Below are 26,901 nucleotides of genomic sequence, written 5' to 3' on the forward strand. Positions count from 1 at the left end.
GGGGCGGTCAGGTCGCCCCCGCACCGGCGTACGGCTCAGGGGCTTACGGCTTGAGCAGCACCTTGCCCACCTTCGGATCGCCTGATCCCACCAGGTCGATGGCCGCGGAGAACTCGGCGAGCGGCAGTTCGTGCGTGACCAGCGGAAGCGGATCGAGCAGCCCGGCTCCGAACACCCGGACGGTGTGCGACCAGGCGTCCGGCGGCGCTCCGAAGACGGTGTGCACCTCCAGCTGTCGTACGACCAGGTCCGTCGGGTCGAGTCCGTCGGCGCCCGCCGCCGGGATCCCGGTGAGGACCAGCCGGCCACCGCGCCGGAGCAGCGAGGCGGCGGTCCGGGCGGCGGACGCGGAGCCGGCGGTCTCGATGACGACGTCGAAGTCGTCCGGGAGCTCCTGGTCCCTGGTCCGGAAGTCGGTGGCCCCGAACTGCCGGGAGAGCGCCTCCCGGTCGTTCCGGGTGCCGACGACCAGCAGCTCGGCGGGCGATCCCGCCTTCAGGAACTGGACGGCGAACATGCCCAGCGTCCCGGTGCCGACGACGGCCACCTTCTCGCCCGGCAGTGCGTGCGCCTTGATCGCGGCGGCCGCGATGCAGGCGGCGGGCTCGAGCAGGGCGGCCGCGGTGAGGTCGGCGTCGTCCGCCAGGACGTGCAGCAGCCGGGCCGGCAGGGTGAGGGTGGCCGCCATGGCTCCCGGCTGGGTGAAGCCGGTCTCCTCGTACCCGTCCGTGCACAGCGTCGTCTCGCCCGCGTGACAGCGGTCGCAGACCTGGCAGTTGCGGAAGCCCTCACCGACGACCTTGCGGCCGACGAGTGACGCGGGGACCCCGGCGCCGACCGCCTCGACCGTCCCCGACCACTCGTGGCCGGGGGTCAGCGGGTAGCGGACGTAGCCCTCGGGCCGGTTGCCCTGGTAGACCTCGCGGTCGCTGCCGCAGATGCCGGTGGCGTGGACGCGGACGAGCGCCTCGCCGGGTTCCGGCCGCCGAGGCTCGTGCGGGACGAGCCGGTGCTCGCCCGGCGCCTCGACGACGACGGCTGTACTCACTTGCTGCTGCCCTTCGGCTTGCGCTGCTCCCAGCCCTCGGCCCAGAGGTCGAAACGGGCCTGCTGCTGCGGGAACTCGGCGGCGGCGTCCACGTCGAGTTCGACGCCGAGACCGGGCGCGTGGGACAGCTCGAAGTAGCCGTCGACGACCTGGGGAGCCCCCTTGACGACCTTCTTGATCTCCGAGTCGGCGAAGTCGTTGAAGTGCTCGAGGATCTTGAAGTTCGGGGAGGTGAACCCGACCTGGAGCGAGGCCGCGGTGAGGACCGGGCCGCCGACGTTGTGCGGGGCGACGAGCACGTAGTGCGCCTCGGCGGTGGCGGCCAGCTTCCTGGTCTCCCAGATGCCGCCGATGTGGCCGACGTCCGGCTGGATGATGTCCACGGCCTGGCTCTCGAAGAGCTCACGGAACTCGACGCGGTCGTGGATGCGCTCACCGGTGGCGACGGGGATGTCGACCTTCGCGGCGACCTTCTCGAGAGCCTTCAGGTTCTCGGGCGGGCACGGCTCCTCCAGCCACGCGGGCTTGAAGGGCGCGAGTTCGTTCGCGAGCCGGACGGCGGTGGCGGGGGAGAAGCGGCCGTGCATCTCCAGCATCAGCTCGGCGTCCGGCCCGATGGCGTCGCGCACGGCCTCGATGAGGGAGACCGCGTACAGGGTCTGCTGGTGGTCCAGCTCGAAGTGCCCGGTGCCGAAGGGGTCGATCTTGAGTGCCTTGTAGCCGCGCTCCATGACCCCCTGGGCGGCCTTGTGGTAGGCCTCCGGGGTCCGCTCGGTGGTGTACCAGCCGTTGGCGTAGGCCTTGACCTTGTCGGTGACCTTGCCGCCGAGGAGCTGCCAGACGGGTACGCCGAGGGCCTTGCCCTTGATGTCCCAGCAGGCCATCTCGACGACGGCGATGCCCGACATCACGATCTCGCCGGCCCGCCCGTAGTCGCCGTACTTCATCCGGCGCACGAGGTCCTCGACAGCGAATGGGTCGGAGCCGAGAATGTGGTTGGCCTCGGCCTCCTTCAGGTAGCCGATCAGCGCGTCGGTATGACCCAGCATGCGGGTCTCTCCGACACCCGTGATGCCCTCGTCGGTGTGCACCAGGACGTAGGTCAGGTTGCGCCACGGCGTCCCGACCACGTGCGTGCTGATTCCGGTGATGCGCACGGAAGTTACCCTTCGGCTGTTCGAGATTTCGTCACATGTTCGAAATGCTGGGCAGACAGTAAGGATTGCGCGAGGCGAGTGTCAATGGGTCGAACAGGTAACGGTTTCGGCAGTTTCGGTACTCCTTTCGAAACTTGGCCTGCCGTGCTGTGGTCCAGGTCACTCGAAGTGTCGCGCCGGTATGGCCGGTTTCCCACACAACTTTCACAGGTGAACCCGGGAACGCGCCTGTCGGGGAACTTAGTCTTCCCGCGTCATGGACTACTGCCACCCGTGCCGACGGCACCTCAACGGCGCCCTCGCCTGCCCGGGGTGCGGCGCGCCCGCTCAGCAGCTACGCGCGTATCCGCCCGGCGCGTCCGGACCCGAGCCGTACGCGCGGGACGCGTCGGCACACCGGACCTCCGGCGACCCGGACGACCACGGCGACCCGGACGACCGCGACGGCCGAGCCGACCAAGGCGCTCACGACGATCACGACGATCACGACGGGCCTGTCGATCACGAAGCCGGGAGCGGCGAGCCGCAGGGCCGGGCCGCGCGCCGCCGCGAGCAGGGTCGGGGCGGTCGGCGCGGCCCCCAGGGCGCGGCCGGCGCGCCGGAGGCGAGCCGCCGCGACCGCAAGGCCTCGGCCCACCGAAGACGCCGCAAACGCATCGTACTGATCACCGTCGGCTTCGCGCTCGCGGCCGGTGGCCTGAGCCTGGCCGAACTGGGCGTGGACGCACCGGGGTTCACCTCCCCCGGGAACCCGGCGGCGGCCGGGGGGGAGGCGTCCGAGGTCGACGGTTCGTCCTCGGGGCCGAGCGCGTCCGCGCAACCCCTGGACGACCGGACCGACACGGGCGGGGACAAGGCCTCGTCCTCCCCGAGCCCCTCCGTCTCCCCGTCGGCCTCGGAGTCCGCGAAGGACGAGTCGGCCACGCCGAGCCCGGACAAGGACGCCCAGTCGGCGACCCTCCCCGGCTCCCCGGGGTCGACCGCCGGATCGACCCCCTCGGACTCGGACTCCGGCTCGGACTCCACTGCGACCGCCGACCCGTCGGCGCCGGCCGAGTCCCCGAAACCGTCGCCCTCGCAGACGTGCACGCGCTTCCTGTGGTGGTGCTCGTAGGGCTCCGCCGGAGCAGGCCGTGCCGCGTCCGGGCCCGCCGAGCGGCCGTCATGTGGGCCGTCCAGGAGGGCGGGCCGGACGCCCAGGTATGGCCGAAATAGCTGTGCGCTGAAGCGGGTTGGGCGTGCTCCGGCCGCGCGACCCGTCGTCGGTCCGCTGCCCGGCGCCCGGCCTCGGCCGGCCTTTCGGCCTGTGACCAGGGGTGATGTCCCGCCCCAGGCAAGCGCGTTATGGAACCGTGACGAGCTTCCCGTGCAACCCCCTTGACCGCCATGAATTGTTAGCGCTCACAATGACCTCCGCATTCACCAGTCGGCGACGACGTCAGCACGGGGAGGTACGAGCGGTCGTGCCCGCAGCGTCCCCACTCGCTTTTCCCACCGGTGTCGTCGGGCCCACCGGGATCCCGGAGTGAAGCCCGTGGCGCGGAACCGTCCGCCCACACCGCAGGACTTACCGGACTTACCGACAGACGAGCGCCAAGGAGGTGCGGCCGTGACACACACCCGGCTCCGGCCGCCCACCATGGCCGACGTGGCACGCCTGGCCGGCGTGTCCCACCAGACCGTGTCCCGCGTGCTGGGGGAGCACCCCAACGTGCGGGACGAGACACGGGCCAGGGTGCTGCGGGCGATCGAGGAGATGGGTTACCGCCGCAACTTCTCCGCACGGGCCCTGGCCACCCGGCGCACCCGGACGCTGGGCGTGGTCGCCTCCGACACCACCCTCTACGGGCCGGCCAGCACGCTGTTCGCGCTCGAGGAGGCGGCGCGGGCCGAGGGGTATCTCGTCTCGACGGTCAGTCTGCGCGAACTGACCATGGAGACGCTCTCCGAGGCGCTGGACCACCTCAGCGAGGGCGGGGTGGAGGGCGTGGTCGCCATCGCCCCGCAGCGGTCGGCGGTGGACGCCCTGGCCGAACTGCGCCATCCCTTCCCGGTGGTGGTCGTGGGCGGCGAGCCGGGCATGGACATCCCCCGCGTCGGTGTCGACCAGCATCTGGGGGCTCGGCTGGCGACCGGCCACCTGCTGGCGGCCGGCCACCGCACGGTCTGGCACCTCGCCGGACCCGAGGACTGGCAGGAGGCGGCCGACCGGGCCGCCGGCTGGCGGGCCACCCTCGAAGCGGCGGGCGTCGAGCCGCCCATGCTGCTGCGGGGGGACTGGAGTCCGCTGTCGGGCTACCGCGCGGGCCAGGAACTGGCCGGCTGGGTGGGCCGGGGGCTGACCGCCGTCTTCGTCGCCAACGACCAGATGGCGCTGGGGGTGTTGCGGGCCCTGCGCGAGGCGGGCGTCCGGACTCCCCAGGACGTCGCGGTGGTCGGCTTCGACGACATCCCGGAGTCGGAGTTCTTCGCTCCGCCGCTCACCACCGTCCGGCAGGACTTCTCGACGGTGGGCCAGCGTGGCATCGCGCTGCTCCTGGAACAGATCGAGGGCCGACCGGCCTCCGACACGCCCCGGATCGCGATCGAGCCCCAACTCGTCGTACGCGCAAGTACGTTCCCGAGCGCCGCCCAACCGGAGGGCGCTCCCCGCTGACGGACCCCGTCGTACCCCTGACCAGCAGTGTGACCGAAATGCCGAACAGTGATCGACAGGCTGGACGCAGTGCGGCCGGTCCATCGAGTACCAGCAGGTCCATCCCCGGGCCGGCTCTTCAAAGGAGAAGAACATGCTCAGCAGAAGAAACTTCCTCACCGCGGCGGTCGGCGTGGCGGCGGCGGGCGGCCTGGCGGCCTGTGCCAAGGAGGACGACGGCGCGTCCAGCAGCTCTTCCGGGGACGGCGGCAAGGCCATCACGCTCGGCTTCTCCCAGGTCGGCTCGGAGAGCGGCTGGCGCAGCGCCAACACCGACTCGGTGAAGGCGGCGGCCAAGGAGGCGGGTTACACCCTCAAGTTCTCCGACGCCCAGCAGAAGCAGGAGAACCAGATCTCCGCGATCCGCAGCTACATCACCCAGGGGGTCGACGTCATCGCCTTCTCGCCGGTGGTCGTCACCGGCTGGGACGCGGTGCTGAAGGAGGCCAAGGCCAAGAAGATCCCGGTGGTCCTCACCGACCGCTCCGTCGAGACCTCCGACGAGTCCCTGTACGTGACCCTGGTCGGCTCCGACTTCACCGACGAGGGCCGCCGCGCCGCCAAGATCCTCGAGAAGGTCATCGCGAAGGCCGGCCTCAAGGGCGCGGTGAAGATCGCCCAGCTGGAGGGCACCACCGGTGCCGCCCCGGCGATCGAGCGCGCCAAGGGCTTCAAGGAGGTCATGGACGCGAGCCACAAGGACGACTGGAAGGTCGTCGTCAGCCAGACCGGTGACTTCACCCGCGCCGGCGGCAAGCAGGTCATGGCGGCCTTCCTCCAGTCCAACCCGGACATCAACGTCCTCTTCGCGCACAACGACGACATGGCCATCGGCGCCATCCAGTCCATCGAGGCGGCCGGCAAGAAGCCCGGCAAGGACATCCTGATCGTCTCGATCGACGGCGTGAAGGACGGCTTCGTGGCCATGTCCGAGGGCAAGATCAACGCCATCGTCGAGTGTAACCCGCTCCTCGGCCCGCAGCTGATGGACGTCGTCAAGAAGGTCAAGGACGGCGAGACGGTCGAGCGCTGGATCAAGACCGAGGAGGGCGACTTCATGCAGGACCAGGCCGCGGCCGCGCTCCCGAGCCGCAAGTACTGACCGACGCACCCACCGGCAGGGAGTCTCCGGCCGACCGAGCCGTCGGTCCCGGGGCTCCCTGCGGGCCTGAACGAATCTCAAGAGGAGCGCTGCCATGGCAGAGCCACGGCCCGTCCTGGAAATGACGGGCATAGTCAAGGAGTTTCCGGGGGTACGGGCTCTGTCGGACGTCGACTTCCGGCTCTTCCCCGGCGAGATCCACGCCCTGATGGGCGAGAACGGCGCCGGCAAGTCCACCCTCATCAAGGTGCTCACGGGGGTCTACTCCCTGGACGGCGGCACGATCACGCTGGACGGTGAGACCGTGCGGATCACCAGCCCGCTGGAGGCCCAGCAGGCCGGCATCAGCACCGTCTACCAGGAGGTCAACCTCTGCCCCAACCTGTCGGTGGCGGAGAACATCTTCATCGGGCGTGAACCGACCCGCATGGGCCGCATCCAGTGGAAGCAGCTGCGCCGGCAGGCGGCGGAGCTGGTGGACCGGCTCGGACTCGACATCGACGTCACCGCCCCGCTGTCGTCGTACCCGCTGGCCGTGCAGCAACTGGTCGCGATCGTCCGGTCGTTGGGCACCGGCGACGGCGCGGGCGGCGGCAAGGGGCCGGGCACCAAGGTGCTGATCCTCGACGAGCCGACCTCCAGCCTCGACCGCGACGAGGTCCTCCAGCTGTTCGCGCTGATGCGGCGGTTGAAGGACGAGGGCGTCGCGATCCTGTTCGTCTCGCACTTCCTCGACCAGATCTACGAGGTCTGCGACCGGATGACCGTGCTGCGCAACGGCACCCTCGTCGGCGAGCACATGGTGCGCGACCTCGACCAGGTCGGCCTCGTCCAGCTCATGCTCGGCAAGGCCATGGGTAAGCTGGACGAACTCCACGAACACCAACTGCACTCCGACGCGGGCGAGACCCTGCTCGTGGCGGACGGCCTCGGCCGGACCGGCGGCATCGCCCCGTTCGACATGGAGATCAGGAAGGGCGAGGTGATCGGGCTCGCCGGCCTGCTCGGATCGGGCCGGACCGAACTCGCCCGGCTGCTCTTCGGCGCCGACCAGCCGGACACCGGCAAGGTGTCCATCGGCGGCAAGCCGGTCTCGATGAGCGCCCCGAACGACGCGATCAACGCCGGTGTCGCCTTCTGCTCCGAGAACCGCAAGAGCGAGGGCCTGGTGCCCGATCTGACGGTGCGCGAGAACATCATCCTGGCCCTGCAGGCCGCGCGCGGCTGGACCCGGCCCATCCCGGTCGCCCAGCGCGACGAACTCGTCGCCAAGTACATCAAGGCGCTGGACATCCGGCCCGCCAACCCCGAGGCCAGGGTGGGCCAGCTCAGCGGCGGCAACCAGCAGAAGGTGCTGCTGGCCCGCTGGCTGATCACCCAGCCGAAGCTGCTGATCCTGGACGAGCCGACGCGCGGTATCGACATCGGAGCCAAGGCGGAGATCCAGAAGCTCGTCGTATCGCTCTCCGAGGACGGCATGTCGGTGCTGTACATCGCGGCCGAGCTGGAGGAGGTACTCCGGCTCAGTCACACCATCGGAGTGCTGCGCGACCGCCGGCTGGTGGCGCAGATCGCCAACGGGCCCGAGATCACCACGAGCCGGATCCTGGAGACCATCGCGAGCGGAGAGCACCAGTGACCACCTCTTCGACCACCTCTTCCCGGTGGCGAGCGCTGACCCACCACCACCTGTTCTGGCCGGTGGCGGTCCTGGTCCTGCTGCTGCTCGTCAACGTTCCCTTCACCCCCGACTTCTTCTCGATCAAGATGGCGGACGGCCACCTCTACGGCAGCCTCGTCTCGATCGTGCTGTTCGGATCGCCCCTGATCCTGGTGGCGGTCGGCATGACGCTGGTCATCGCCACCGGCGGTATCGACCTCTCGGTCGGCGCCGTGGTCGCCATCACCGGAGCACTGGCCTGCTCGTACATCAGCGACCAGTCCGACCAGGGCGCCCTGTCCGGCGTGCTGCTCGCCATGGGCCTGGGCCTGCTGGCCGCGGTCGTCTGCGGTCTGTGGAACGGCTTCCTGGTCGCCAGGATGGGCATCCAGCCGATCATCGCCACCCTGATCATCATGGTCGCCGGACGCGGTGTCGCCCAGCTGATCACCGACGGCCAGATCATCACCATCAACAGCGAGCCGTACAAGCTGATCGGCGGCGGCTACTGGCTGACCCTGCCGTTCTCCATCTTCGTGGTGGCCGTGGTCGTGGCCGTCACCGTGGTGCTGACCCGCCGCACGGCACTCGGCCTGCTGGTCGAGGCGGTCGGCGGCAACGCCGAGGCCAGCCGCCTGGTGGGCATCAGGTCCCGGCGCATCAAGATCATGGTGTACGCGTTCTGCGCGCTCTGCGCGGGCATCGCCGGCCTGATGATCAGCTCCAACACCTCGGCCGCGGACGGCAACAACGCCGGCCTGTGGATCGAGCTCGACGCGATCCTCGCCGTGGTGATCGGCGGCACCTCGCTCCTGGGCGGCCGGTTCTCCGTCGGTGGCACGGTGGTCGGCGCCCTCGTCATCCAGACCCTGACCACCACGATCTACACCATCGGCGTGCCGACCCAGACCAACCTGGTCTTCAAGGCCGCCGTCGTCATCGTCGTCTGCCTGCTCCAGTCCCCGAAGTTCCGCGCCAAGGTGTTCGGTGCCAGGTTCGGCGCCGGATCCGGCGCGAAGGGAAGCGGCAAGACGGCCGCGGCCCCGGCGGACCCCGCCGCGGCGTCCGAGGCCACCCCCAAGATGGAGGTGTCGTGATGAGCGCGACCACCCAGACCCCCACGGCCTCCGACAGCCGTACCCCGTCCACGGCCTCGCGTCTGCTCGGCGACCGGCGGCTGCCCGTCGCGGTGACGGCCCTGCTCTTCCTGCTGATGTACGGCGTGGGCCTGAGCCGGTACCAGAACTACGGGTTCGGCGAGCCGCAGGTCTTCCTGAACCTGTTCATCGACAACGGCTATCTGCTGGTCGCCGCGGTCGGTGTCACCTTCGTCATCCTGTCCGGCGGCATCGACCTGTCCGTCGGTTCGATGATCGGCTTCACGACGATGTTCACGGCCTGGCTGGTGGAGCGCCAGGGGCTGCCGCTGCTGCTGGTGATCCCCATGGCGCTGGGCGTGGGCGCGCTCGGCGGTTTCCTGATGGGCTATGTGATCCACAACTTCGAGATCCAGCCCTTCATCGTGACCCTCGCCGGCCTCTTCCTCTTCCGCGGCCTGTGCCTGGTCATCAGCAAGGAGTCGATCTCCATCAGCGACTCCTCGGTGAGCAGCATGGCCCAGGCGCAGGTGTCGCTGGGGATGGGCTTCCTGTCCATCGGCGCGATCGTCTCGCTGGTCGTCCTCGCCGTGGCGTTCTACGTCCTGCACTACACCCGCTTCGGGCGCCGGGTGTACGCCATCGGCGGCAACGAGCAGTCGGCCATGCTGATGGGTCTCCCGCAGGGCGGCACGAAGATCGCCGTGTACACCGTGAGCGGGTTCTGCTCGGCACTGGCCGGACTGCTCTTCACCCTGTACATCCAGTCCGGTGACCCGCTGCACGCGACCGGTATGGAACTCGACGCGATCGCCGCGGTGGTCATCGGCGGCACGCTGCTGACGGGTGGCTCGGGCTATGTGCTGGGCACCCTGTTCGGCGTGCTGGTGCTGGGCCTGATCAAGAGCATCATCCAGTTCGAGGGCACCCTCAGCTCCTGGTGGACGAAGATCGCCACCGGTGTGCTGTTGTGCGCGTTCATCCTGGTCCAGCGCTTCATGACGACCCGCAAGAAGACCTGAGGCGATGCGACGCTCCCGGCCCGGGCCGGGAGCCGTCGTCAGGGTGTCCCGGGCCGGCTCTCGGTCTTGAAGGTCACCCACACCGTCTTGCCCACGGGGTGTTCGGTGATGCCCAGGTCGTCCGCCAGTTCCCGGGCCAGGAAGAGGCCCCGGCCCGAACAGGCGTCGGGGGTCGGCGGGCACGCGGGCATGGGATGGTCACCGGTGTCGCGTACGGCGAGGCGGACCAGGGGGCCGTCGAGGGTGAGGGTCACGCAGTACTGCCTGCCGGGGGGCACCCCGTGCAGCAGGGCGTTCGTGGCGAGTTCCGACACGCACAGCTCTATGTCGTCCAGCCTGTCGACGCGGTCCCAGTCGCTCAGCACCTGGTGGACGAAGACCCGGGCGGCCCGTACGGAGGCGCGCGAGCGGGGGAAACGACGTTGCCGTGACAGGGGCACGGGGGCACCTCCGGTGGTTCTGGGGCGTCCTGCGGCGAAACCTTACTGTTATTCGCGAAAGGTAACAAGGCAGTGAAGGGTGGCTGAGGGTGGCGGTTGGCGGATGAGCCAAGTCGCCTACCGTGTAGGGCGGCAGGGTCGAAAGAACGGTCGGCCGTACAGGAGGAGTCGTGGGTGCGAGCGGATGGGTCAGCGCATCGTTGTCGTATCTGACGCCACGGGGCACCGGGCAGGGCGACGCCTGGGCGGCCGAGGCCGCCGCGCAGGGGCGGCGTGGCAGCCAGCGCATCCTGCACGCCGGTGAGGTGCCCGCCCCCGCCGACGTGGCGGCGCTGCTCGGCGTCCCCGAGGGCGAGCCGGTCGTCGTGCGCCGACGGCTGATCCTCCTCGACGAGGAGCCCAGCGAGTTGACCGACACCTACTACCCGACGGCCATAGCGGCGGGCACCCGTCTCGCCGGGACCGCCAAGATCCCCGGCGGAGCCCTCACCCTGCTCGCCGAGCTCGGGCACGTCGGCGTCCTCGTGCGGGAGGACGTGACGGCCGGGATGCCGGACGAGGAGGAGCGTCAGGCCCTGCGGACCGCCCCGGAGGAACCGGTCCTGCGGCTCGTCCGGCTCACGCTGGACCACGCCGACCGGCCGATCCAGGTCGACCGTATGGTGATGCCTGCCCTACGGCAGAGGCTGCGCTACCAGATCAGGATCGGATGACCGTGCCCAAGGCAGACCCGGAAGCCGTCGACCGCCGCTCCCTGCACGAGCGGATCGCGGCCGATCTGCGCGACGACATCATGAGCGGAGAGCTCGCTCCCGGCGCCAGCCTGCCCACCACCGCCCGGCTCAAGGAACGCTTCGAGGCGTCGAGCGCCACGGTCCAGAAGGCCCTTCAGCTCCTCAAGGACGAACGCCTGGTGGTCGGCAGGGCGGGCGCCTCCGTCACGGTCCGCGAGCACCGCCAGCGCACCGTCCGGCCCGCCGGCCTCATGCTGCCGGGCAGCCCCGGAGCGCCCTACCGCTGGCTCTCCGAGGCGGCCAAGCACGGTACGCACGCCCGCATGCAGCTCCTCGACGTGGCCGAGAACCGGCCGCCCGCAGACGTGCGCGCCGCCCTCGAACTCCCGGCCGACGGCATCGCGCTGCTCCGCGGCCAGATACTCCTCGTCGACGACGAGCCCGCCGAACTCGTGGAGTCCTACTACCCGCTGGACATCGCCCGGGGGACACCGCTGGCCGAGCGCCGCAGGATCAGGGGCGGCACCCCCGCGCTGCTGACCGCACTCGGCCACCCGCCCCGCCGCAGCACGGACCGGGTCTCCGCCAGGGTTCCCACCCAGGCCCAGTACCAGGCCCTCCGCCTCACCAGCGGCATGCCGGTCCTGCGCACCCTGCGCATGATCCACAGCGACGGCGGCCGCCCCGTCGAGGTCACCGTGATGGTGAAGGCGGGTCATCTCTACGAACTGCAGTACGAGTTCACGGGCGAAGAGGCGGGAGACGCGTGATCGTGCTTGCCCTGGCGGGGCTGCTGGTGCTCGTCCTCGGCGGCTGTGCCTGTGTCTGGTGGGCGGCGCGAGGCGGCCCGCGCTGGGCACGTGCCGTGGCCGTCGTGACCCTCGCGGCGGGCGAACCGGTCCGCGGAGCCAACCGCACGGACCGCGCGGGCGGGAATTCCGGCTCGGACGACTGAATCGCGCACACGCACGAGCGGCCCGGTGCGGTGGGTCGCACTCGTGCCGGGCGAAGGCGTACGGGCTCGGGTCCGGCGGGGTCAGGCGGCAGGCAGGTCCCGTGCGGTCAGGCCCCGCCGTCCTCCGCGCCCAGCATGCGCCGCAGCAGCCCCCGCAGGGCCACCCGCTCCTCCTCCGCCAGCCCGGCCAGCGGCTCCCGCGCGAACCGCAGCGATTCGCGCAGCCCCTTGGCGATCTTCCGGCCCTCGGCCGTGGCCGCCGCCAGCTTCACCCGGCGGTCGGCCGGATCGGGGCGCCGCTCGACCAGGCCGCGGGACTCCAGGCGGTCGACGATGCCGGTCACGTTGGACGGCTCACACTTCAGTTTCTGCGCCAGCTTCCGCATCGGCAGCGGCTCCAGCGAGAGCAGGCTCAGCAGCCGGGCCTGTGCGCCGGTGAGGGCGTGACCTGCCGCGGCTTCCTCGTAGTCCTCGTAGTAACGGGCCACGACCTCGCCGATCAGGCCGACGACCTCCATGGTCAGGGCGTCGGGGAGAGGGGCCGGATGTGGGGTGGGCATGGATCCAGGGTACCCCGTTACTTGACATCCTGAAATATTCAGGAGCATGGTTGTTTCAGGTAGTGAAGCATTTGCGAGCACAGGAAAGGCAGCCCCCCATGACCGAGTCGGCCCTCCCCACCACCAGCCGCGAATGGCGTCTGCTCAGCCGCCCCGTCGGCTGGCCGAAGCCCGAGGACTTCGAGCTGGCCGAGGCGGAGATCCGGCAGCCCGGCCCGGGTGAGGTGCTGGTGCGCAACGCCTACGTGTCCGTCGACCCCTACATGCGCGGCCGGATGAGCGCGGCCAAGTCGTACGTGGCCCCCTTCGAGCTGGGCAAGGCCATGCAGGGCGGGGCGGTCGGCGAGGTCGTCGCCTCCGCCGCCGAGGGCGTCTCGGTCGGCGATCACGTCCTGCACTTCGGCGGCTGGCGCGAGTACGCCACCTTCGACGCCAAGCAGGCCGTCAAGGTCGACCCCGAGGCCGCGCCCCTGTCCACCTACCTCGGCGTCCTCGGGATGACCGGTCTCACCGCCTACGCGGGCCTGCTGCGCACCGGCTCCTTCAAGGAGGGCGACTCCGTCTTCGTGTCGGGCGCGGCCGGCGCCGTCGGCAGCCAGGTCGGCCAGATCGCCAGGCTGAAGGGCGCCTCCCGGGTCATCGGCTCGGCCGGCTCCGACGAGAAGGTCAAGCTGCTCGTCGAGGAGTACGGCTTCGACGCCGCCTTCAACTACAAGAACGGACCCGTCGCCGCGCAGCTCCGCGAGGCCGCTCCCGACGGTGTCGACGTCTACTTCGACAACGTCGGCGGCGACCACCTCGAGGCGGCCATCGGCTCGCTCAACGAGAAGGGCCGGATCGTGATCTGCGGCATGATCTCCGTCTACAACAACACCGAGCCGGCTCCCGGCCCGAAGAACCTCGCCCGCCTCATCGCGACCCGTGGCCGTATCGAGGGCCTCCTGGTCGGCGACCACTACGACCTTCAGCCGGAGTTCGTCCGAGAGGTCGGCGGCTGGGTCCGTTCCGGCGAGCTGAAGTACCGCGAGACGGTCGTCGAGGGCATCGAGAACAACCTGGAGGCGTTCCTCGGGGTGCTGCGCGGCGACAACACCGGAAAGATGATCGTCAAGCTCTGATCCCCGGTCCGTGACACCGCCCTGACACCGGTCGTCGCGTACGGCGAAGGCCGCACCCCTGGACGTGGGGTGCGGCCTTCGCTCGCGTCGGCTCTCGCGCCGACGCCCCTCCGGTCGTACCGGCCGGTCCTCATGCCGGTCCGGGCTACGGCCGTGCCGTCAGCCGGCGGCGAGAGCCGCCCTGTGCACCGCCGCCGCCAGTCGGTCGTTCTCCGGCGCGGACCCGCCCGGGAAGGCGAACCGGCGCCGTGTGTAGCCGTAGGCGAGCCCGCTGCGCGGATCCGCGAAGGCCTGGCAGCCGCCCGCCCCGCTGTGCCCGAACGCCCCGGCGCCGAGGAACGGGTGCCAGAGGTCGGCGGTCGCCTGGAAGCCCAGCCCGTACGACCGGTGCGAACGCGCCACCACGTCGTAGCCCACCGAGTGCAGCTGCCCGAACTCCGCCGCCGTGTCCTCCTTCAGCAGCGGCACCTTCCCGCCGACCTCGCTGATCGCCGCCGCGTACAACCCGGCCAGTCCGCGCGCCGAGGCCACCCCGCCCACCGAGGCCGGCCCCCTGGCCCGGATCAGGGGATCGTTGGGCAGGAGTTCCAGATCGGTCGGCTCGGCGGCGTGCCGGTTGAAGGCGACGGCGGACAGGGTGTGCGGCCCGCCCGGCAGGGAGTCCAGCAGCGTCCGCTGCTCGGCGCTCGGGGCCATCGGCTGCGCGGTGCGGAACCGCGGCTCGTGCGCCGCGGGCAGCCCCAGAAAGAAGTCCAGCCCGTACGGGACGCGCACCCGCTCCTCGTACACCTCCTGGAGCGTGCGGCCCGTGGCCCGCCGTACGACCTCGCCGGTGAGCGCCCCGATGACCAGCCCGTGGTAGCCGAAGGCGGTGCCCGGTCGCCAGAACGGCCGCTGGTCGGCGAGGCGTTCGGCGATCTGCCGGTCGTCGGCCAGTTCCTGCGGCGAGAACCCGCTGTCCGTGCCGATCACCCCGGCCCGGTGCGCGAGCAGCTCGCGCAGGGTCAGCGCGCCCTTGCCCTCGGCCGCGAACTCCGGCCAGTAGTAGGTGACTTTCCGGTCCAGCTCCAGGGTGCCCTCCTGGACGAGGAGCGCGACCACCAGATGGGCGGCGCCCTTGGTGGAGGAGTAGACGCCGTAGAGGGAGTCGGGGCCGGCGCCGTCGCCCGGCGCCCACAGGTCGACGACCCGCCGTCCGTGCACATGGGCGCACAACTGGCCTTCGTAGTCGGGCCGCTCCTCCGCCACGAACGCGGCGAACGCCTCCCGCACCGCTTCGAATCCGTCGGCGACGCTGCCGTGGATCTCCTGCGTCGTCCGAGTCAATCGAGTCATTCGCTCTCCTCAACCAGCCCACTGCTTGCGTGTGCCATGGTGATCAACACCTGGCCGAGATCGTTGCTTCCGGAGATCGGTACGGCGAGGCGTACCTGTTCGACTCAACTGCATCAAGCAGGTGTTGGTGTCAGTGATGCCCCGGATGGCCTACGAGGGCCGCCGCGGGGACGCGCCGCGCACGGCACGCGGGCCCGGGCCGGCCCCGGGCCGTGAAATGTGCACGACCGATAGAGTTCGGCCATGCGCGATCTAGGGGCGGGGTTCACGTACCTCCTGAAGGGCCAGCGGTGGGTGGCCCGGCACGGCAAGCAGTACGGGTTCGGTCTCGTTCCCGGCCTGATCACACTTGTCCTCTACGCGGCGGCCCTGGTGGCGCTCGCGGTGTGGGGCGAGGACTTCGTCGGGTGGTCGACACCGTTCGCCGACGACTGGACGAGCCCCTGGCGCGGACTGTTCCGCGGCTTCCTCGTCGTCGTGCTGTTCGCCCTCGGACTGTTGCTCGCCGTCCTCACCTTCACCGCGGTCACCCTGCTCATCGGGCAGCCGTTCTACGAGAGCCTCTCCGAGAAGGTCGACCGGGACGTCTCGCCCGACGGCACGGCCCCGGAGTCCGGGCTGCCGCTCTGGCGCGAGCTGTGGATCTCCGCCCGCGACAGCCTCCGCATCCTGTGCCGCGCGCTGTTGTGGGCCGTGCTGCTGTTCGCCCTCGGGTTCATCCCGGTCGTCGGGCAGACGGTGGTCCCGGTGATCGGCTTCTTCGTCACCGGCTTCTTCCTCACCGAGGAACTCGTCGCCGTCGCCCTCCAGCGCCGAGGCGTCGACCTGCGGGCCCGGCTCGCCCTGCTCCGCTCCCGCAAGACCCTGATCTGGGGCTTCGGGACCCCCCTGGGGCTGGCCTTCCTGGTGCCGGTCGTCGCGGTGTTCCTGATGCCGGGCGCGGTCGCGGGCGCCACCTTGCTGGCCCGTGAACTGCTCGGCGAGGAGATCGACGAGGGCGACCGGACCGACGGCGCCGACACCCCGAAAGAGGAGAACGCCACCTCGTGACCGAGCTGCTCGCCGTCGCCCTCATCACCGTGCTGGCCGTCATCGCCCCCGGCGCGGACTTCGCGATGATCGTCCGCAACAGCTACCTCTACGGCCGCCGTACGGGACTGCTCGCGGCGACCGGAGTCGCCGCGGGCGTCCTCGTCCACGTCACGTACACGATGCTCGGCGTGGGTCTGCTGATCGCGTCGTCCACGTTCCTCTTCACCGTGATCAAGCTGGTCGGCGCGGCGTACCTGATCTACATCGGCGTCCGTACCTTCCGCACCAAGGGCGAGGTCGAGGTCGACCTCACCGGCAGGACCGGACTGACCCCGCTCGCGGCCCTGCGCGCGGGGTTCCTGACCAACGTCCTCAACCCGAAGACGACCCTCTTCGTCGTCTCCACGTTCTCCCAGGTCGTCAGCCCCGGCACGCCGGTCCAGGAGCAGGTCGGCTATGGCCTGTTCATGTCGCTGGCGCATCTGCTGTGGTTCGGCGTGGTAGCCGTCTTCTTCTCCCACGACCGCATGCGCACGCTGATGCTGCGCGGCCAGAAGGTCCTCAACAAGGTCATCGGCTCGGTCCTGGCGGGACTGGGCGTCAGCCTGGCGCTGGCGCCCTCGCACTGACCGGGGAACCGGGGGCAGCGCGCACCTACCTCCCGGCCGCCACGGCCACGGCCAGGATCGCCCGTACCTGGGCGACGATGTCCAGCCGGTTCCGCACGAACTCCGGATCGGTCACGTCCTGGGTGTTGCCCGCCGCGAACTGGAGGACCGGCGTGTGCACATGCCCGCCCGGCAGGCTGTCGTGCAGCCCCAGCCGGTCGCGGAGCAGGGTGGCCCGGTAGGCGATCTCGTTGGAGAGGTAGTTCCCGCCGCCCCCGGCCCGTGCGGTCGACCCCGCCGTCGGCCCGTCCGGCCGGACGACGGGCTCGGTGCCTCCCCCAGAGGGGGCACCCCCAACCGGTATCTCGGTGACGCTCGTGTTGTCGTAGACCGGGAACCGGCCCGTGTCCGCCGCCACGATCGCCGCGTACGGCAGCGTCGTGGTCGTCCACTGCGGCTGTGCGGCGGACTCGGTGACCGGGACCGTCTCCGTACGGCCGATGTTGTCGTTGTCGGGGAAGCCGCCGCGCCAGGCCCCGTTGGTGCGTTCCACGTCGAAGCGGCCGACGCGGCCCTGGCTGACGGTGGTGAACAGATCGACGTGCGGCAGATACGGCCGCAGCGCGCGCTCCACCGTCTGCTCCGCGAAGTCCTGCCAGCGCACCGGGAACACGGCGGTCTCGACCCGCGCCGGGCCGTCCGCGGTCCGGATCACCGTGCCGTCGAGGGCGAGCGCCGTCGCCCCCGAGGGGTTCGAGATCCGGATGTCCCGGTCCAGGGTGAACGGGTCGAAGCCGGTGACCAGAACGCGCTTGAGTCCCTTGGCGCGGGGCGGAAGGTGCAGGTCGGTCTGTCCGCGCGAGGTGCGCTCCAAGACGTCCATCAGGGCGGCCCGTTGGCCGTCGGTGAGCGTGAAGCCGGGCTGCCAGGTGCGCACTTGGCTCGTCATGCCGAGCCGCGCCCAGTACAGCGGCCGGTCGTCGTCCCGGCTGAGGTCCCCGCCGGCGGGGCCGCGCCCCTGGACCCGGTCCACCGCCCGCCGCCACAGGGCCGCGCCCTCGCGGGTGACGACCTGACGGGCCCGGGCGTAGGAGTGCGAGGCCTCCAGCAGCCGGGCCAGACGCGGCGCCACCGCGTCGAACCCGGACCGGGCGAGGATCTCCTGGGGAACGGCCTGCGTCAGACGCTGCTCCTCGACCGTGGGGGTGGGCACCGCCTCGGCGGCGGGGGTGGCGGCGGCGGTGGTGGTGGGAACGGCGAGCCCGGCCGACAGGGCCAGAGCCAGAACGCCGACGCGAACGCGCAGGGAACGCGCGGAGTATGCGGGATGCACGGGGGGCGGGTCCTTCCGTCGCTGTGGGGGAGAGCGTGGGGTGGGACGGCGGAAGTATCCCGTGACGGAAGTGGTCTACGCCATGGCGCCGGGGATCGCCGTCGCGGCCTCCCGCAGCGCGGCGGCGAACGCCACCGCCGCCGGGGCCGGTGACCGCCCCCGCTCCGTGGCCGCGACCTACCTCACGGACGTCGACAGGCTCGCCGAATGGGCGCCGTACGCCACGGGTTCCTCACCGGCACCCCGCCGACGAGCATGACCTTCGAGGTGTCCCCGCTGTTCCGGCCCGAGGCGCGGATCGAGATCGAGGTGGTGGCGGTGCCCGCGGCCCGGCGCGGCGGCCCTGGCACGGCTGCCTAGGCCGGCCGGTCGGGATCGTCCTCGCCCAGCAGCAGCAGGAAGTCCCGGAACGCCCCGGGCATGTCCACCGACTCCGGGTCCAGCAGCCACTGGTACTGGAGCCCGTCCATCACCGCCACCAGCAGCGGGGCCGTGCGCTCCGGGGTGAGGCCGTTCGGGAGGCGGTCGCCGTACTCGGTGCGCAGCACCGCCGCCATGCTCGCCCGCACCTGTGCGTACCGCTCGGTGAAGTACTCCCGCGCCGGATGCCCCTCCGTGACGCTCTCGCCGAGCAGCGCGGAGAAGGTCTGGATGATGCCGGGCCGCATGGCGTTGTACTCGACGAGCGAGGCCAGCAGATCCATCCGCCACCGGGTGTCCGGCACGGCGTCCCACTGGTCGCGTTCCTGGAGCACCGCCACCAGCAGCGCGTCCTTCGTCGGGAAGTGGTGCAGCAGCCCCTGCTGGGTCAGGCCCACCCGCTCGGCGACCGCGGCCAGGCTCGCGCCCCGGTAGCCGCGTTCGGCGATCACCCCGAGGGCGGCCCGCACGATCTCGGCCCGCCGCTCCTCGCTCCTGGTCCTGGCGCTCATGCCGTCACGGTACGGCATTCAGGCCCTTGAATATAACGGCAGGATAACGAAACCTACCGCCCTACAGGCACCCCGGGCACGATGGAGGCGTTGCACCGGCACTCAACGAGGAGGCACCGCCATGGCGGGAACCGAGGCGGGAACGGAAGCGGCCGTCGAGAAGGCCCTCGGCAGACTCGACCTGGACGCCAAGACCCGGCTGCTGGCCGGCCAGGACATGTGGTCGCTGCCCGAGCTGCCGGAGATCGGACTGCGGTCCCTCGTCATGTCCGACGGCCCCGTGGGCGTCCGGGGTGTGCGCTGGACCGCCGACGACCCGTCCGTCGCGCTGCCCTCACCCACCGCCCTCGCGGCCACCTGGGACCCGGAACTCGCCCACCGCGCCGGCGTCCTCCTGGCCCAGGAGGCCCGCCGCAAGGGCGTCCACGTCCTGCTCGCCCCCACGGTCAACCTGCACCGCTCCCCGCTCGGCGGCCGCCACTTCGAGGCCTACAGCGAGGATCCCCACCTGACCGGGGTGATCGGCGCGGGCTATGTGAACGGCGTCCAGTCCGGCGGTGTCGGCACCACCGTCAAGCACTTCGTCGCCAACGACGCCGAGACCGACCGCTTCACCGTGGACAACCTGGTCGGCGAACGCGCCCTGCGCGAGCTGTACCTGGCCCCCTTCGAGGCCATCGTCGAGAACGCCCGCCCCTGGGGCATCATGACCGCCTACAACACGGTCAACGGCACGACCATGACCGAGCACCACCACCTCGTGAACGAGGTGCTGCGCGACACCTGGGGCTTCGACGGCTTCAACGTCTCCGACTGGATGGCCGCCCGCGACACCGTTGGAGCGCTCAAGGGCGGCCTCGACGTCGCCATGCCCGGACCGCGGACCGTCTACGGCGAGGCCCTCGCGGAGGCGGTACGCGACGGCCGGCTCGACGAGTCCGAGGTGGACGAGGCCGTACGCCGCGTCCTGCGGCTGGCCGCCCGCGTCGGCGCCCTCGCGGACGCCGAACCGGCCGTCACCCGGCTGCCCGCCCCCGTCGACGGCGAGGCCCTCGCCCGCGAACTGGCCCGCCGCTCCTTCGTCCTGGTCCGCAACGAGGACGACGCGCTGCCGCTCAGGCCCGGCACCGTCGCCCTCGTCGGCGCGGCCGCCCGCGACGCCCGGGTGCTCGGCGGCGGCTCCGCGACCGTCTTCCCGGCCCGCACGGTCTCCCCGCTCGACGGCCTCACCGCCGCGCTCCCCGAGGGCACCCTCAGCTACGCGGTCGGTGCCGACCCCGCCACCGAACTCGCCGTCGCCGACAAGGGCTTCGCGCTGCGGGCGATCTGCCGCGACGCCGCCGGAACCGTCATCGGCACCCGGTCCGCGCCGAGCGGTCAGATCCAGTGGATGGGCACGGACCTCCCCGAAGGCGTCACCCACGACCGCGTCCACACGGTCGAACTGACCGGCACCTTCACCCCGCGCGAGAGCGGCCCGCACACCTTCGGCATCAAGGGCACGGGCGGCTTCACCCTCGCCGTCGGCGGGACGACGTACTACGACGACGTCCAGCGTCCCGCCGACGACGGCGACCCCTTCGAGGCGTTCTTCGGCGCCCCGGTGCCCCGCGCCGAGGCCCGGCTGACCGCCGGTGAACCGGTCGAGGTCTCCCTCACCCACGTCTTCGCGCTGCCCGAGGGCGTCCCCTTCAAGGCCATCGCCTTCGCCCTGGCCCACCAGGAGCCGCAGCGCGACCCCGACGAGCTGATCGCGGAGGCGGCCCTGGCGGCGCGGGCCGCCGACACGGCCGTCGTCGTGGTCGCCACCACCGAACGCGTCGAGTCCGAGGGCTTCGACCGCAAGGACCTCCGCCTCCCCGGCCGGCAGGACGACCTGGTCCGTGCCGTCGCCGCCGCCAACCCGAACACGGTCGTGGTCGTCAACGCGGGCTCCCCGGTGGAGCTGCCGTGGCGCGAGGACGTCGCGGCCGTCCTGCTCACCTGGTTCCCCGGCCAGGAGGGCGGAGCGGCCCTGGCGGACGTCCTGACGGGCACCCACGAACCCGGCGGCCGGCTGCCCACCACCTGGGGTTCCCTCGACGACGCCCCCGTCACCGAGGTCACCCCCACCGACGGCGAACTCGTCTACGAAGAGGGCGTCTTCATCGGCTACCGCGCCTGGGAGAAGGCGCACCGCACCCCGGTCCACCCCTTCGGCCACGGCCTCGGCTACACCGACTGGACGTACGAGTCGGTCGACATCACGGGCTCCACGGTCACCGTGCGGATCCGCAACAGCGGCGCGCGGCCGGGGCGCGAGGTCGTGCAGGTCTACCTCGCCCCCACCGGGACGGCCCCGGCGCCCGAACGCCCGGCCCGCTGGCTGGCCGGCTTCGCCGGCGTCGAGGCGGGCCCGGGGGAGAGCGCCGAGGTCACCGTGGAGATCCCGAAGCGGGCCTTCGAGGTGTGGGACGAGGCGGACCACCGGTGGTCCTTTGTGAAAGGTTCGTACGAAATCCAGGTGGGCCGCTCGATCGCCGACCGCAGGATCACCGCGACGATTAACGTGTGAACCGGCGCCCGACGCCCCACTGACAGCCCCGGTCCGGGACCTGACCCCTGGACCGGGGCAACATCCTTTACGACGCGCGCGCTCCGGGGGCCCCGCGCCCCCTACCTGACGGAGAAGCCGTACACCGTCTCCGACCGGTACGCGGCCCCCGGCCGCAGCTCGGTGCTCGGGAACTCCGGCCGGTTCGGCGAGTCGGGGAAGTGCTGGGTCTCCAGCGCGACGCCCTCGCCGGGCTCGAAGGGCTCGCCCAGATGGTCGGCGGTGTACAGCTGGAGCCCCGGCTCGGTGGTCGCCACCGTCAGCACCCGCCCGGACGCCGGATCGTGCAGCTCGGCCACCTCGACCGGAGTGTCCGTGACGCCCTTGTCGAGCACGAAGTTGTGGTCGTAGCCGGCGCCGACCTTGCGGGCCGCACGGAAGTCGAAGCGGCCGTCCGCCACCTGCGCGAGCTCGCCCGTCGGGATCAGGTCCGCGTCCACCGGCGTGTACCGGGACGCGGCGAGTCGCAGCTCGTGGCCGCCCGCGCCGCCGCTCCCCGGACCGCCCAGGTTGAAGTAGCTGTGGTTGGTCAGGTTCACCACCGTCGGCGCGTCCGTGACCGCCTCGTACACGAATCTCAGCGCCCCCGACGCGTCGAGCGTGTACGTCGCCGTGACCTCGAGCCGGCCCGGGAAGCCCTCCTCGCCGTGCGGTGCGACCCGGCTGAGCCGCAGCCCGTGCTCGACCGGCCGGACGTCCCACACCCGCTTGTCGAAGCCGTGCGCGCCGCCGTGCAGGGAGTTCGGCGCGTTGTTCGGCTCCAGCGAGTACGTCACGCCGTCCAACGGGAAGCGGGCGTGCGCGATCCGGTTGGCGTACCGCCCGATCAGCGCGCCGAGGAAGGGCTCCGGGTGCGCGAGATAGCCCTCCAGGTCCGCGAACCCCAACACCACGTTCGCCGCGTGCCCGTCCCGGTCGGGGACCTCGACGGACTGCACGATCCCGCCGTACGAAAGGACCCGCACCCGGGTGCCCGCCCGCTCCAGAGTCCAGCGGTGCACCACAGTGCCGTCGGAAAGTGTTCCGAAGTGTTCGCTCATGAGCGAAACCCTAAATCACGAGCCCTTCGCGGTGACCCCCTGATAGGCCAGCTCAGCGAGCCGCGCCTGTCCGTCCTTGCTCGGGTGGAACCAGTCCCAGTGGCTCAACTGGTCGGTTCCGAACCTGAAGTCGTACACCGCCCCGCCGTCGAACCGGCACCGCACGTCCTTCGCGCAGACCTCCGCCAGCACCGAGTTGTAGTCCTCCACCCGCTTCTGCACGGTCTCCCGCCGCGCGGTCGCCGCCGCGTCCAGCGCGTCCGCGTCGCCCAGCATCGACGGACACAGACCCAGCTTCCACACCTGCTTGCCCAGCACGTTCGTCCGCCCCTGCGACCACAGCCGCTTCAGGTTCGGCACGCTCGTCACATACACCTGCGTCTTCGGCAGCGCGCGGCGCAGCGTGCTCAGCGCGTCCTGGAACTCCGCGCGGAAGTCGGCCACCGACGTCATCGCCGCCGTCGACTCCCGGCACGCGTCGTTCGCCCCCGCCATCACCGTCACCAACTGCGGTTTCTCGGCCGCCGCCTGTGCCATCTGGGCCGGCACGTCCGCCATCCGCGCCCCGGTCGCCGCGTAGTTCCAGCTGTGCGTGGCCGCCTCAGCCGCGCCCAGCAGCCGGACGGCGAGGCTGTTCACCTCGGTGCTGGCGCCGGTGGCCCAGGACACCTCGGGGCAGTCCGCGAGCACCGTACACGCGTCGAAGCCGCGCGTGATGGAGTCGCCCACGGCCGCCATGGAGGACGGGCTGGAGTCCCACAACGGGGTCGGCGACGGAGACGGCTTCGCCTCCCGGGCCCGGGTGCCCGAGGCTCCCCCGGCATCGCCGCCCCCCAGTGCGTCACAGCCGGCCAGGCCCAGGACGGCCGCCGTCGTGCCCGCGAGCACGGCCCGCGCGTGCCGGTTCCGTTTCCGCATCCGCTGGTGTTCCCCTCGCTCCTCGAACAACGCCCCCCTATGACAACGCGCGGGAGTTCCCGGCGAATCACACCCACAAGATGGAACGCCTCACGCCCGCACAGGCGTCCTGCCGAGTGAATGGCGGAGGTTTCACGGCACTGGGACCGACGGTACGTCACACTCCTTGCGTCGCCGCACGGTAGCCTCGCCATCAACGCGGCTGCCTGCCACCGCAGCCATGCCGGCCTGCAAGACTGTCCCGCTCTGCCCGGAGGTCCCGGTGACGACACGTGGAGTTCTGTACGTGCACTCCGCGCCGCGCGCGCTGTGCCCGCACGTCGAGTGGGCCGTCGCCGGGGTGCTCGGCACGCGCGTCAACCTCGACTGGATCCGGCAGCCCGCCGCGCCCGGCACCTGGCGCTCGGAGTTCTCCTGGAAGGGCGAGGCCGGCACGGCGTCCAAGCTGGCCTCCGCGCTGCGCGGCTGGCACCTGCTGCGCTTCGAGGTCACCGCCGAGCCCTGCGCCACCGCCGAGGGCGAGCGCTACAGCTGCACGCCGGACCTGGGCATCTTCCACGCCGTCACCGGCATCCACGGCGACATCCTCATCCCCGAGGACCGGCTGCGCGCCGCCCTGCTGCGCAGTCAGCGCGGCGAGACGGACCTGGAGGCCGAACTCTCCAAGCTCCTCGGCAAGCCGTGGGACGACGAACTGGAGCCGTTCAGATACGCGGGCGAAGGAGCTCCGGTGCGCTGGCTGCACCAGGTGGTGTGAGACCGGAAAAGCCCGAAGGGGCCCCACCTTCGCAGGTGGGGCCCCTTCGGCTGTGTACAGGCGCCGCTCAGACCGTACGGAACGCCAGCACCACGTTGTGCCCACCGAACCCGAACGAGTCGTTCAGGGCGGCGATACGGCCCTCCACGGGCAGCTTGCGCGCCTCGCCCCGCACGATGTCCGCGGCGGCCTCGGCCTCGGGGTCGAGGTTCTCGACGTTGATGGTCGGCGGAGCGACGCGGTTGTACAGCGCGAGGACCGTCGCGACGGACTCCACGCCACCCGCGCCACCCAGCAGATGACCGGTCATCGACTTGGTCGCGGAGATCGCCATGTGGTCGGTGTCGTCACCGAACACCTTGCGCAGCGCCTTCAGTTCGGCCACGTCACCGGCCGGCGTCGAGGTGGCGTGCGCGTTGACGTGCACGATCTCCGCCGGGTTCAGGTCGGTGCTGTCCAGCAGGTTCTGGAGGGCGTGCGCGATACCGCGGCCCTCGGGCTCCGGCTGCACGATGTCGTGGGCGTCGGAGGAGATGCCCTGGCCGACCGCCTCCGCGTACACCCGGGCCCCGCGCTGCGCGGCGTGCTCGGCGGACTCCAGGACGATCACGCCGGCCCCCTCGCCCATGACGAAACCGTCGCGGGCGACGTCGTAGGGACGCGAGGCGCCCTGCGGGTCGTCGTTGTTCTTGGACATCGCCATCATGTTGCCGAACGCGGCGATGGGCAGCGGGTGGATCGCCGCTTCCGTACCGCCGGCGACCACGACGTCGGCGCGGCCCGTACGGATCATCTCGATGGCGTAGCCGATGGCCTCCGCGCCCGACGCGCACGCCGAGACCGGCGTGTGCACGCCCGCGCGGGCGCCCACGAGCAGACCCACGTTGGCGGAGGGGCTGTTCGGCATCAGCATGGGCACGGTGTGCGGGGAGACGCGGCGGACGCCCTTCTCCTTCAGCACGTCGTACTGGTCGAGCAGGGTGGTGACGCCGCCGATGCCGGAGGCGATGACCGCGCCGAGCCGGTCGGGGTCGACGTCGCCCTCGCTGCCGTCCTCACCGGCCTTGCCGGAGAAACCGGCGTCCTTCCAGGCTTCCTGGGCCGCGATCAGCGCGAACTGCGCCGAGCGGTCCAGCTTGCGGGCCTGCGGCCGCGGCAGGACCTCGAGAGGCTCCACCGCGACGCGGGCCGCGATACGGACGGCCTGCTCGGCCGCCCACTCATGCTCCAGGACCTTGACACCGGACTTGCCGGCGACCAGACCCTCCCAGGTAGAGGCTGCGTCGCCACCCAGCGGTGTGGTTGCGCCGATACCGGTGACGACCACGGTGCGATTGGTCGGGCTCACGGATTCTTTCTCCAACGTTACGAGGATTCAGCGGCGCCACCGCCGGGTGGCGGGGCAGTTCAGCCCAGGGGGCCGTTGGATCAGGCCTGGTTCTTGAGGATGTAGTTCGTCGCGTCGCCGACGGTCTTGAGGTTCTTGACGTCCTCGTCCGGGATCTTGACCTCGAAGCGCTCCTCGGCGGCGACGACGACCTCGACCATGGACAGCGAGTCGACGTCCAGGTCGTCGGTGAAGGACTTGTCCAGCTGGACGTCCTCAACCGGGATGCCGGCGATCTCGTTCACGATGTCGGCGAGACCGGCGACGATCTCTTCCTGAGTGGCGGCCATTTGGCGCTCCTTCTTTGATATTCCAGAGGGTGTGGCGTGGGGTGTCTCCCGCACCGGACCGGTTGATCCGGCACGGAGTGCCTAGGGGAGGGTAACGACAGTGGCGGCGTAGACGAGACCCGCCCCGAATCCGATGACGAGCGCGGTGTCGCCGCTCTTCGCCTCGCCGGTCGCCAGGAGCCGCTCCATCGCGAGCGGAATCGAGGCGGCCGAGGTGTTGCCGGTGGTGCGCACGTCACGGGCGACCATGACGGACTCCGGCAGCTTGAGAGTCTTCACCATCGAGTCGATGATCCGCTCGTTGGCCTGGTGCGGGATGAAGACGTCGAGTTCGTCGGCGGTGATGCCGGCGGCGTCGAGCGCCTCCTTGGCGACCTTCGCCATCTCGAAGACGGCCCAGCGGAACACCGCCTGGCCCTCCTGCGTGATCGCGGGGAACTTGGCGACCTCGCCGTCGCGGTAGTCCGTCCACGGCACGGTCTGCTTGATGGTCTCCGACTTGTCGCCCTCGGAGCCCCAGACCGTCGGACCGATCGCCGGCTCCTTGGACGGGCCGACCACGACCGCGCCCGCGCCGTCGCCGAACAGGAAGGCCGTCGCGCGGTCCTCCAGGTCGGTCAGGTCGGACAGCCGCTCGACACCGATCACGAGGACGTACTCCGCGGAGCCCTCGACGACCATGCCCTTGGCGAGCGTCAGGCCGTAGCCGAAGCCCGCGCAGCCGGCCGAGATGTCGAAGGCGGCGGCCTTGTTCGTGCCGAGCTTGTCGGCGATCTCGGTGGCGACGGCCGGCGTCTGCTTGAAGTGCGAGACGGTCGACACGACCACCGCGCCGATCTGCGCGGCGGTGATCCCGGCGTCGGCGATGGCCTTGCCGGACGCCTCGACGGACATGGCGGCGACGGTCTCCTCGTCGTTCGCCCAGTGCCGGGTCTCGATGCCGGAACGCGAGCGGATCCACTCGTCGGACGAGTCGATCGTCTCGAGGATCACCTCGTTGGGGACGACCCGGACGGGCCGGTAGCCGCCGACCCCGAGGATCCGCGCGTACGGGGAGCCCTTGCTGGGCTTGATCTTCGCCATCAGGG

The 26,901-nt window shown here is 71.1% G+C and carries 27 protein-coding genes; 15 read left to right on the forward strand and 12 right to left on the reverse strand.

Annotation, left to right across the window (positions count from 1 at the left end; genetic code table 11):
- Positions 1 to 43: 43 nt before the first annotated feature.
- Together OHU34_RS29065 and OHU34_RS29070 are read right to left on the reverse strand one after the other, a co-directional pair.
- Positions 44 to 1,048, reverse strand: a complete 1,005-nt coding sequence (locus OHU34_RS29065) for a zinc-binding dehydrogenase (RefSeq protein WP_142264079.1) — start codon at positions 1,046 to 1,048, stop codon at positions 44 to 46.
- Positions 1,045 to 2,205: a mandelate racemase/muconate lactonizing enzyme family protein gene (locus OHU34_RS29070; RefSeq protein WP_142264078.1), complete on the reverse strand. Its 1,161-nt coding sequence runs from the start codon at positions 2,203 to 2,205 to the stop codon at positions 1,045 to 1,047. Before OHU34_RS29070 ends, OHU34_RS29065 begins: the two co-directional genes overlap by 4 nt.
- 256 nt (positions 2,206 to 2,461) lie before the next feature.
- On the opposite strand from OHU34_RS29070, the gene OHU34_RS29075 reads away from it, so the two are divergent.
- The 6 genes from OHU34_RS29075 (at position 2,462) to yjfF (ending at position 9,781) form a co-directional block, all read left to right on the forward strand.
- Entirely contained in the window at positions 2,462 to 3,319 is an 858-nt protein-coding gene (locus OHU34_RS29075; RefSeq protein ID WP_405769029.1) for a hypothetical protein, read from the forward strand.
- Positions 3,320 to 3,814: 495 nt separating this feature from the next.
- On the forward strand, positions 3,815 to 4,861 hold the full coding sequence (locus tag OHU34_RS29080) for a LacI family DNA-binding transcriptional regulator (protein WP_142264076.1): 1,047 nt from the start codon (positions 3,815 to 3,817) through the stop codon (positions 4,859 to 4,861).
- A gap of 133 nt (positions 4,862 to 4,994) precedes the next feature.
- Positions 4,995 to 6,002 carry an ABC transporter substrate-binding protein gene (locus tag OHU34_RS29085; protein ID WP_020126951.1) on the forward strand — a complete coding sequence of 336 codons (1,008 nt, stop codon included), beginning with the start codon at positions 4,995 to 4,997 and terminating at the stop codon, positions 6,000 to 6,002.
- Positions 6,003 to 6,096: 94 nt separating this feature from the next.
- Positions 6,097 to 7,641, forward strand: coding sequence for a sugar ABC transporter ATP-binding protein (locus OHU34_RS29090; protein ID WP_405769031.1), 1,545 nt, complete (start codon positions 6,097 to 6,099; stop codon positions 7,639 to 7,641).
- On the forward strand, positions 7,638 to 8,759 hold the full coding sequence (locus OHU34_RS29095) for an ABC transporter permease (RefSeq protein WP_142264075.1): 1,122 nt from the start codon (positions 7,638 to 7,640) through the stop codon (positions 8,757 to 8,759). The genes OHU34_RS29090 and OHU34_RS29095 overlap by 4 nt, the downstream gene beginning before the upstream one ends.
- The gene (yjfF, locus tag OHU34_RS29100) at positions 8,759 to 9,781 is read left to right on the forward strand and encodes a galactofuranose ABC transporter, permease protein YjfF (protein WP_142264074.1); all 1,023 of its coding nucleotides are present in this window, start codon (positions 8,759 to 8,761) and stop codon (positions 9,779 to 9,781) included. Before OHU34_RS29095 ends, yjfF begins: the two co-directional genes overlap by 1 nt.
- Positions 9,782 to 9,819: 38 nt before the next feature.
- Here yjfF and OHU34_RS29105 read toward each other — a convergent pair whose 3' ends face one another.
- Complete coding sequence (locus OHU34_RS29105) at positions 9,820 to 10,221, reverse strand: ATP-binding protein (protein WP_142264073.1); 402 nt, start codon at positions 10,219 to 10,221, stop codon at positions 9,820 to 9,822.
- A 170-nt stretch (positions 10,222 to 10,391) separates the two neighbouring features.
- On the opposite strand from OHU34_RS29105, the gene OHU34_RS29110 reads away from it, so the two are divergent.
- From OHU34_RS29110 to OHU34_RS29120, 3 genes are read left to right on the forward strand one after another with little or no spacing between them, the layout of a single operon-like run.
- Positions 10,392 to 10,934 (forward strand): GntR family transcriptional regulator, encoded by a 543-nt coding sequence (locus OHU34_RS29110; protein ID WP_142264072.1) that lies wholly within the window; start codon positions 10,392 to 10,394, stop codon positions 10,932 to 10,934.
- A complete protein-coding gene (locus OHU34_RS29115) occupies positions 10,931 to 11,725 on the forward strand; it encodes a GntR family transcriptional regulator (RefSeq protein WP_142264071.1) in 795 nt (264 codons plus the stop codon). The genes OHU34_RS29110 and OHU34_RS29115 overlap by 4 nt, the downstream gene beginning before the upstream one ends.
- On the forward strand, positions 11,722 to 11,910 hold the full coding sequence (locus OHU34_RS29120) for a hypothetical protein (RefSeq protein WP_142264070.1): 189 nt from the start codon (positions 11,722 to 11,724) through the stop codon (positions 11,908 to 11,910). Before OHU34_RS29115 ends, OHU34_RS29120 begins: the two co-directional genes overlap by 4 nt.
- A gap of 107 nt (positions 11,911 to 12,017) precedes the next feature.
- Here the strand turns inward: OHU34_RS29120 and OHU34_RS29125 are convergent, their stop codons facing one another.
- A complete protein-coding gene (locus OHU34_RS29125) occupies positions 12,018 to 12,470 on the reverse strand; it encodes a MarR family winged helix-turn-helix transcriptional regulator (protein ID WP_142264069.1) in 453 nt (150 codons plus the stop codon).
- Between the two features lie 98 nt (positions 12,471 to 12,568).
- Between OHU34_RS29125 and OHU34_RS29130 the strand changes: the two genes are divergently transcribed.
- Positions 12,569 to 13,588 (forward strand): NADP-dependent oxidoreductase, encoded by a 1,020-nt coding sequence (locus OHU34_RS29130; protein ID WP_020126942.1) that lies wholly within the window; start codon positions 12,569 to 12,571, stop codon positions 13,586 to 13,588.
- Between the two features lie 159 nt (positions 13,589 to 13,747).
- On the opposite strand, the gene OHU34_RS29135 is transcribed toward OHU34_RS29130, so the two are convergent.
- Positions 13,748 to 14,923, reverse strand: coding sequence for a serine hydrolase domain-containing protein (locus tag OHU34_RS29135; RefSeq protein ID WP_405769037.1), 1,176 nt, complete (start codon positions 14,921 to 14,923; stop codon positions 13,748 to 13,750).
- Positions 14,924 to 15,166: 243 nt separating this feature from the next.
- On the opposite strand from OHU34_RS29135, the gene OHU34_RS29140 reads away from it, so the two are divergent.
- Positions 15,167 to 15,973 (forward strand): EI24 domain-containing protein, encoded by an 807-nt coding sequence (locus tag OHU34_RS29140; RefSeq protein ID WP_142264067.1) that lies wholly within the window; start codon positions 15,167 to 15,169, stop codon positions 15,971 to 15,973.
- Positions 15,970 to 16,584 carry a LysE family translocator gene (locus OHU34_RS29145; protein WP_142264066.1) on the forward strand — a complete coding sequence of 205 codons (615 nt, stop codon included), beginning with the start codon at positions 15,970 to 15,972 and terminating at the stop codon, positions 16,582 to 16,584. Before OHU34_RS29140 ends, OHU34_RS29145 begins: the two co-directional genes overlap by 4 nt.
- Positions 16,585 to 16,609: 25 nt before the next feature.
- Here OHU34_RS29145 and OHU34_RS29150 read toward each other — a convergent pair whose 3' ends face one another.
- On the reverse strand, positions 16,610 to 17,896 hold the full coding sequence (locus OHU34_RS29150) for a pyroglutamyl peptidase (RefSeq protein ID WP_405769041.1): 1,287 nt from the start codon (positions 17,894 to 17,896) through the stop codon (positions 16,610 to 16,612).
- 61 nt (positions 17,897 to 17,957) lie between these two features.
- Between OHU34_RS29150 and OHU34_RS29155 the strand changes: the two genes are divergently transcribed.
- On the forward strand, positions 17,958 to 18,155 hold the full coding sequence (locus OHU34_RS29155; protein WP_308285926.1) for a hypothetical protein: 198 nt from the start codon (positions 17,958 to 17,960) through the stop codon (positions 18,153 to 18,155).
- A 97-nt stretch (positions 18,156 to 18,252) separates the two neighbouring features.
- Here OHU34_RS29155 and OHU34_RS29160 read toward each other — a convergent pair whose 3' ends face one another.
- Positions 18,253 to 18,846 carry a TetR/AcrR family transcriptional regulator gene (locus OHU34_RS29160; protein ID WP_142264065.1) on the reverse strand — a complete coding sequence of 198 codons (594 nt, stop codon included), beginning with the start codon at positions 18,844 to 18,846 and terminating at the stop codon, positions 18,253 to 18,255.
- A gap of 103 nt (positions 18,847 to 18,949) precedes the next feature.
- On the opposite strand from OHU34_RS29160, the gene OHU34_RS29165 reads away from it, so the two are divergent.
- Entirely contained in the window at positions 18,950 to 21,382 is a 2,433-nt protein-coding gene (locus OHU34_RS29165; RefSeq protein ID WP_405769044.1) for a glycoside hydrolase family 3 protein, read from the forward strand.
- Between the two features lie 101 nt (positions 21,383 to 21,483).
- Here the strand turns inward: OHU34_RS29165 and OHU34_RS29170 are convergent, their stop codons facing one another.
- Together OHU34_RS29170 and OHU34_RS29175 are read right to left on the reverse strand one after the other, a co-directional pair.
- On the reverse strand, positions 21,484 to 22,461 hold the full coding sequence (locus OHU34_RS29170) for an aldose epimerase family protein (RefSeq protein WP_142264063.1): 978 nt from the start codon (positions 22,459 to 22,461) through the stop codon (positions 21,484 to 21,486).
- A 15-nt stretch (positions 22,462 to 22,476) separates the two neighbouring features.
- The gene (locus tag OHU34_RS29175) at positions 22,477 to 23,379 is read right to left on the reverse strand and encodes an SGNH/GDSL hydrolase family protein (protein WP_142264062.1); all 903 of its coding nucleotides are present in this window, start codon (positions 23,377 to 23,379) and stop codon (positions 22,477 to 22,479) included.
- Positions 23,380 to 23,641: 262 nt separating this feature from the next.
- On the opposite strand from OHU34_RS29175, the gene OHU34_RS29180 reads away from it, so the two are divergent.
- Positions 23,642 to 24,136 (forward strand): DUF3145 domain-containing protein, encoded by a 495-nt coding sequence (locus OHU34_RS29180; protein ID WP_054238125.1) that lies wholly within the window; start codon positions 23,642 to 23,644, stop codon positions 24,134 to 24,136.
- Positions 24,137 to 24,203: 67 nt separating this feature from the next.
- Here OHU34_RS29180 and fabF read toward each other — a convergent pair whose 3' ends face one another.
- From fabF to OHU34_RS29195, 3 genes are all read right to left on the reverse strand, one after another.
- A complete protein-coding gene (gene fabF, locus OHU34_RS29185; RefSeq protein WP_142264061.1) occupies positions 24,204 to 25,484 on the reverse strand; it encodes a beta-ketoacyl-ACP synthase II in 1,281 nt (426 codons plus the stop codon).
- Between the two features lie 80 nt (positions 25,485 to 25,564).
- Positions 25,565 to 25,813 carry an acyl carrier protein gene (locus OHU34_RS29190; RefSeq protein WP_020126931.1) on the reverse strand — a complete coding sequence of 83 codons (249 nt, stop codon included), beginning with the start codon at positions 25,811 to 25,813 and terminating at the stop codon, positions 25,565 to 25,567.
- An 81-nt stretch (positions 25,814 to 25,894) separates the two neighbouring features.
- Positions 25,895 to 26,896 carry a ketoacyl-ACP synthase III gene (locus OHU34_RS29195; RefSeq protein ID WP_142264060.1) on the reverse strand — a complete coding sequence of 334 codons (1,002 nt, stop codon included), beginning with the start codon at positions 26,894 to 26,896 and terminating at the stop codon, positions 25,895 to 25,897.
- Positions 26,897 to 26,901: the final 5 nt, after the last annotated feature.

The sequence above is a fragment of the Streptomyces sp. NBC_00080 genome, assembly GCF_045041255.1.
Classification (GTDB): domain Bacteria; phylum Actinomycetota; class Actinomycetes; order Streptomycetales; family Streptomycetaceae; genus Streptomyces; species Streptomyces coriariae.

Bases quoted from the DNA above. Each gene is read 5' to 3' on its own strand.
- OHU34_RS29075 (WP_405769029.1), top strand. From the start codon at position 2,462: ATGGACTACTGCCACCCGTGCCGACGGCACCTCAACGGCGCCCTCGCC.
- OHU34_RS29085 (WP_020126951.1), top strand. From the start codon at position 4,995: ATGCTCAGCAGAAGAAACTTCCTCACCGCGGCGGTCGGCGTGGCGGCG.
- OHU34_RS29090 (WP_405769031.1), top strand. From the start codon at position 6,097: ATGGCAGAGCCACGGCCCGTCCTGGAAATGACGGGCATAGTCAAGGAG.
- yjfF (WP_142264074.1), top strand. From the start codon at position 8,759: ATGAGCGCGACCACCCAGACCCCCACGGCCTCCGACAGCCGTACCCCG.
- OHU34_RS29115 (WP_142264071.1), top strand. From the start codon at position 10,931: ATGACCGTGCCCAAGGCAGACCCGGAAGCCGTCGACCGCCGCTCCCTG.
- OHU34_RS29125 (WP_142264069.1), bottom strand. From the start codon at position 12,470: ATGCCCACCCCACATCCGGCCCCTCTCCCCGACGCCCTGACCATGGAG.
- OHU34_RS29130 (WP_020126942.1), top strand. From the start codon at position 12,569: ATGACCGAGTCGGCCCTCCCCACCACCAGCCGCGAATGGCGTCTGCTC.
- OHU34_RS29135 (WP_405769037.1), bottom strand. From the start codon at position 14,923: ATGACTCGATTGACTCGGACGACGCAGGAGATCCACGGCAGCGTCGCC.
- OHU34_RS29140 (WP_142264067.1), top strand. From the start codon at position 15,167: ATGCGCGATCTAGGGGCGGGGTTCACGTACCTCCTGAAGGGCCAGCGG.
- OHU34_RS29160 (WP_142264065.1), bottom strand. From the start codon at position 18,846: ATGCCGTACCGTGACGGCATGAGCGCCAGGACCAGGAGCGAGGAGCGG.
- OHU34_RS29165 (WP_405769044.1), top strand. From the start codon at position 18,950: ATGGCGGGAACCGAGGCGGGAACGGAAGCGGCCGTCGAGAAGGCCCTC.
- OHU34_RS29170 (WP_142264063.1), bottom strand. From the start codon at position 22,461: ATGAGCGAACACTTCGGAACACTTTCCGACGGCACTGTGGTGCACCGC.
- OHU34_RS29175 (WP_142264062.1), bottom strand. From the start codon at position 23,379: ATGCGGAAACGGAACCGGCACGCGCGGGCCGTGCTCGCGGGCACGACG.
- OHU34_RS29190 (WP_020126931.1), bottom strand. From the start codon at position 25,813: ATGGCCGCCACTCAGGAAGAGATCGTCGCCGGTCTCGCCGACATCGTG.
- OHU34_RS29195 (WP_142264060.1), bottom strand. From the start codon at position 26,896: ATGGCGAAGATCAAGCCCAGCAAGGGCTCCCCGTACGCGCGGATCCTC.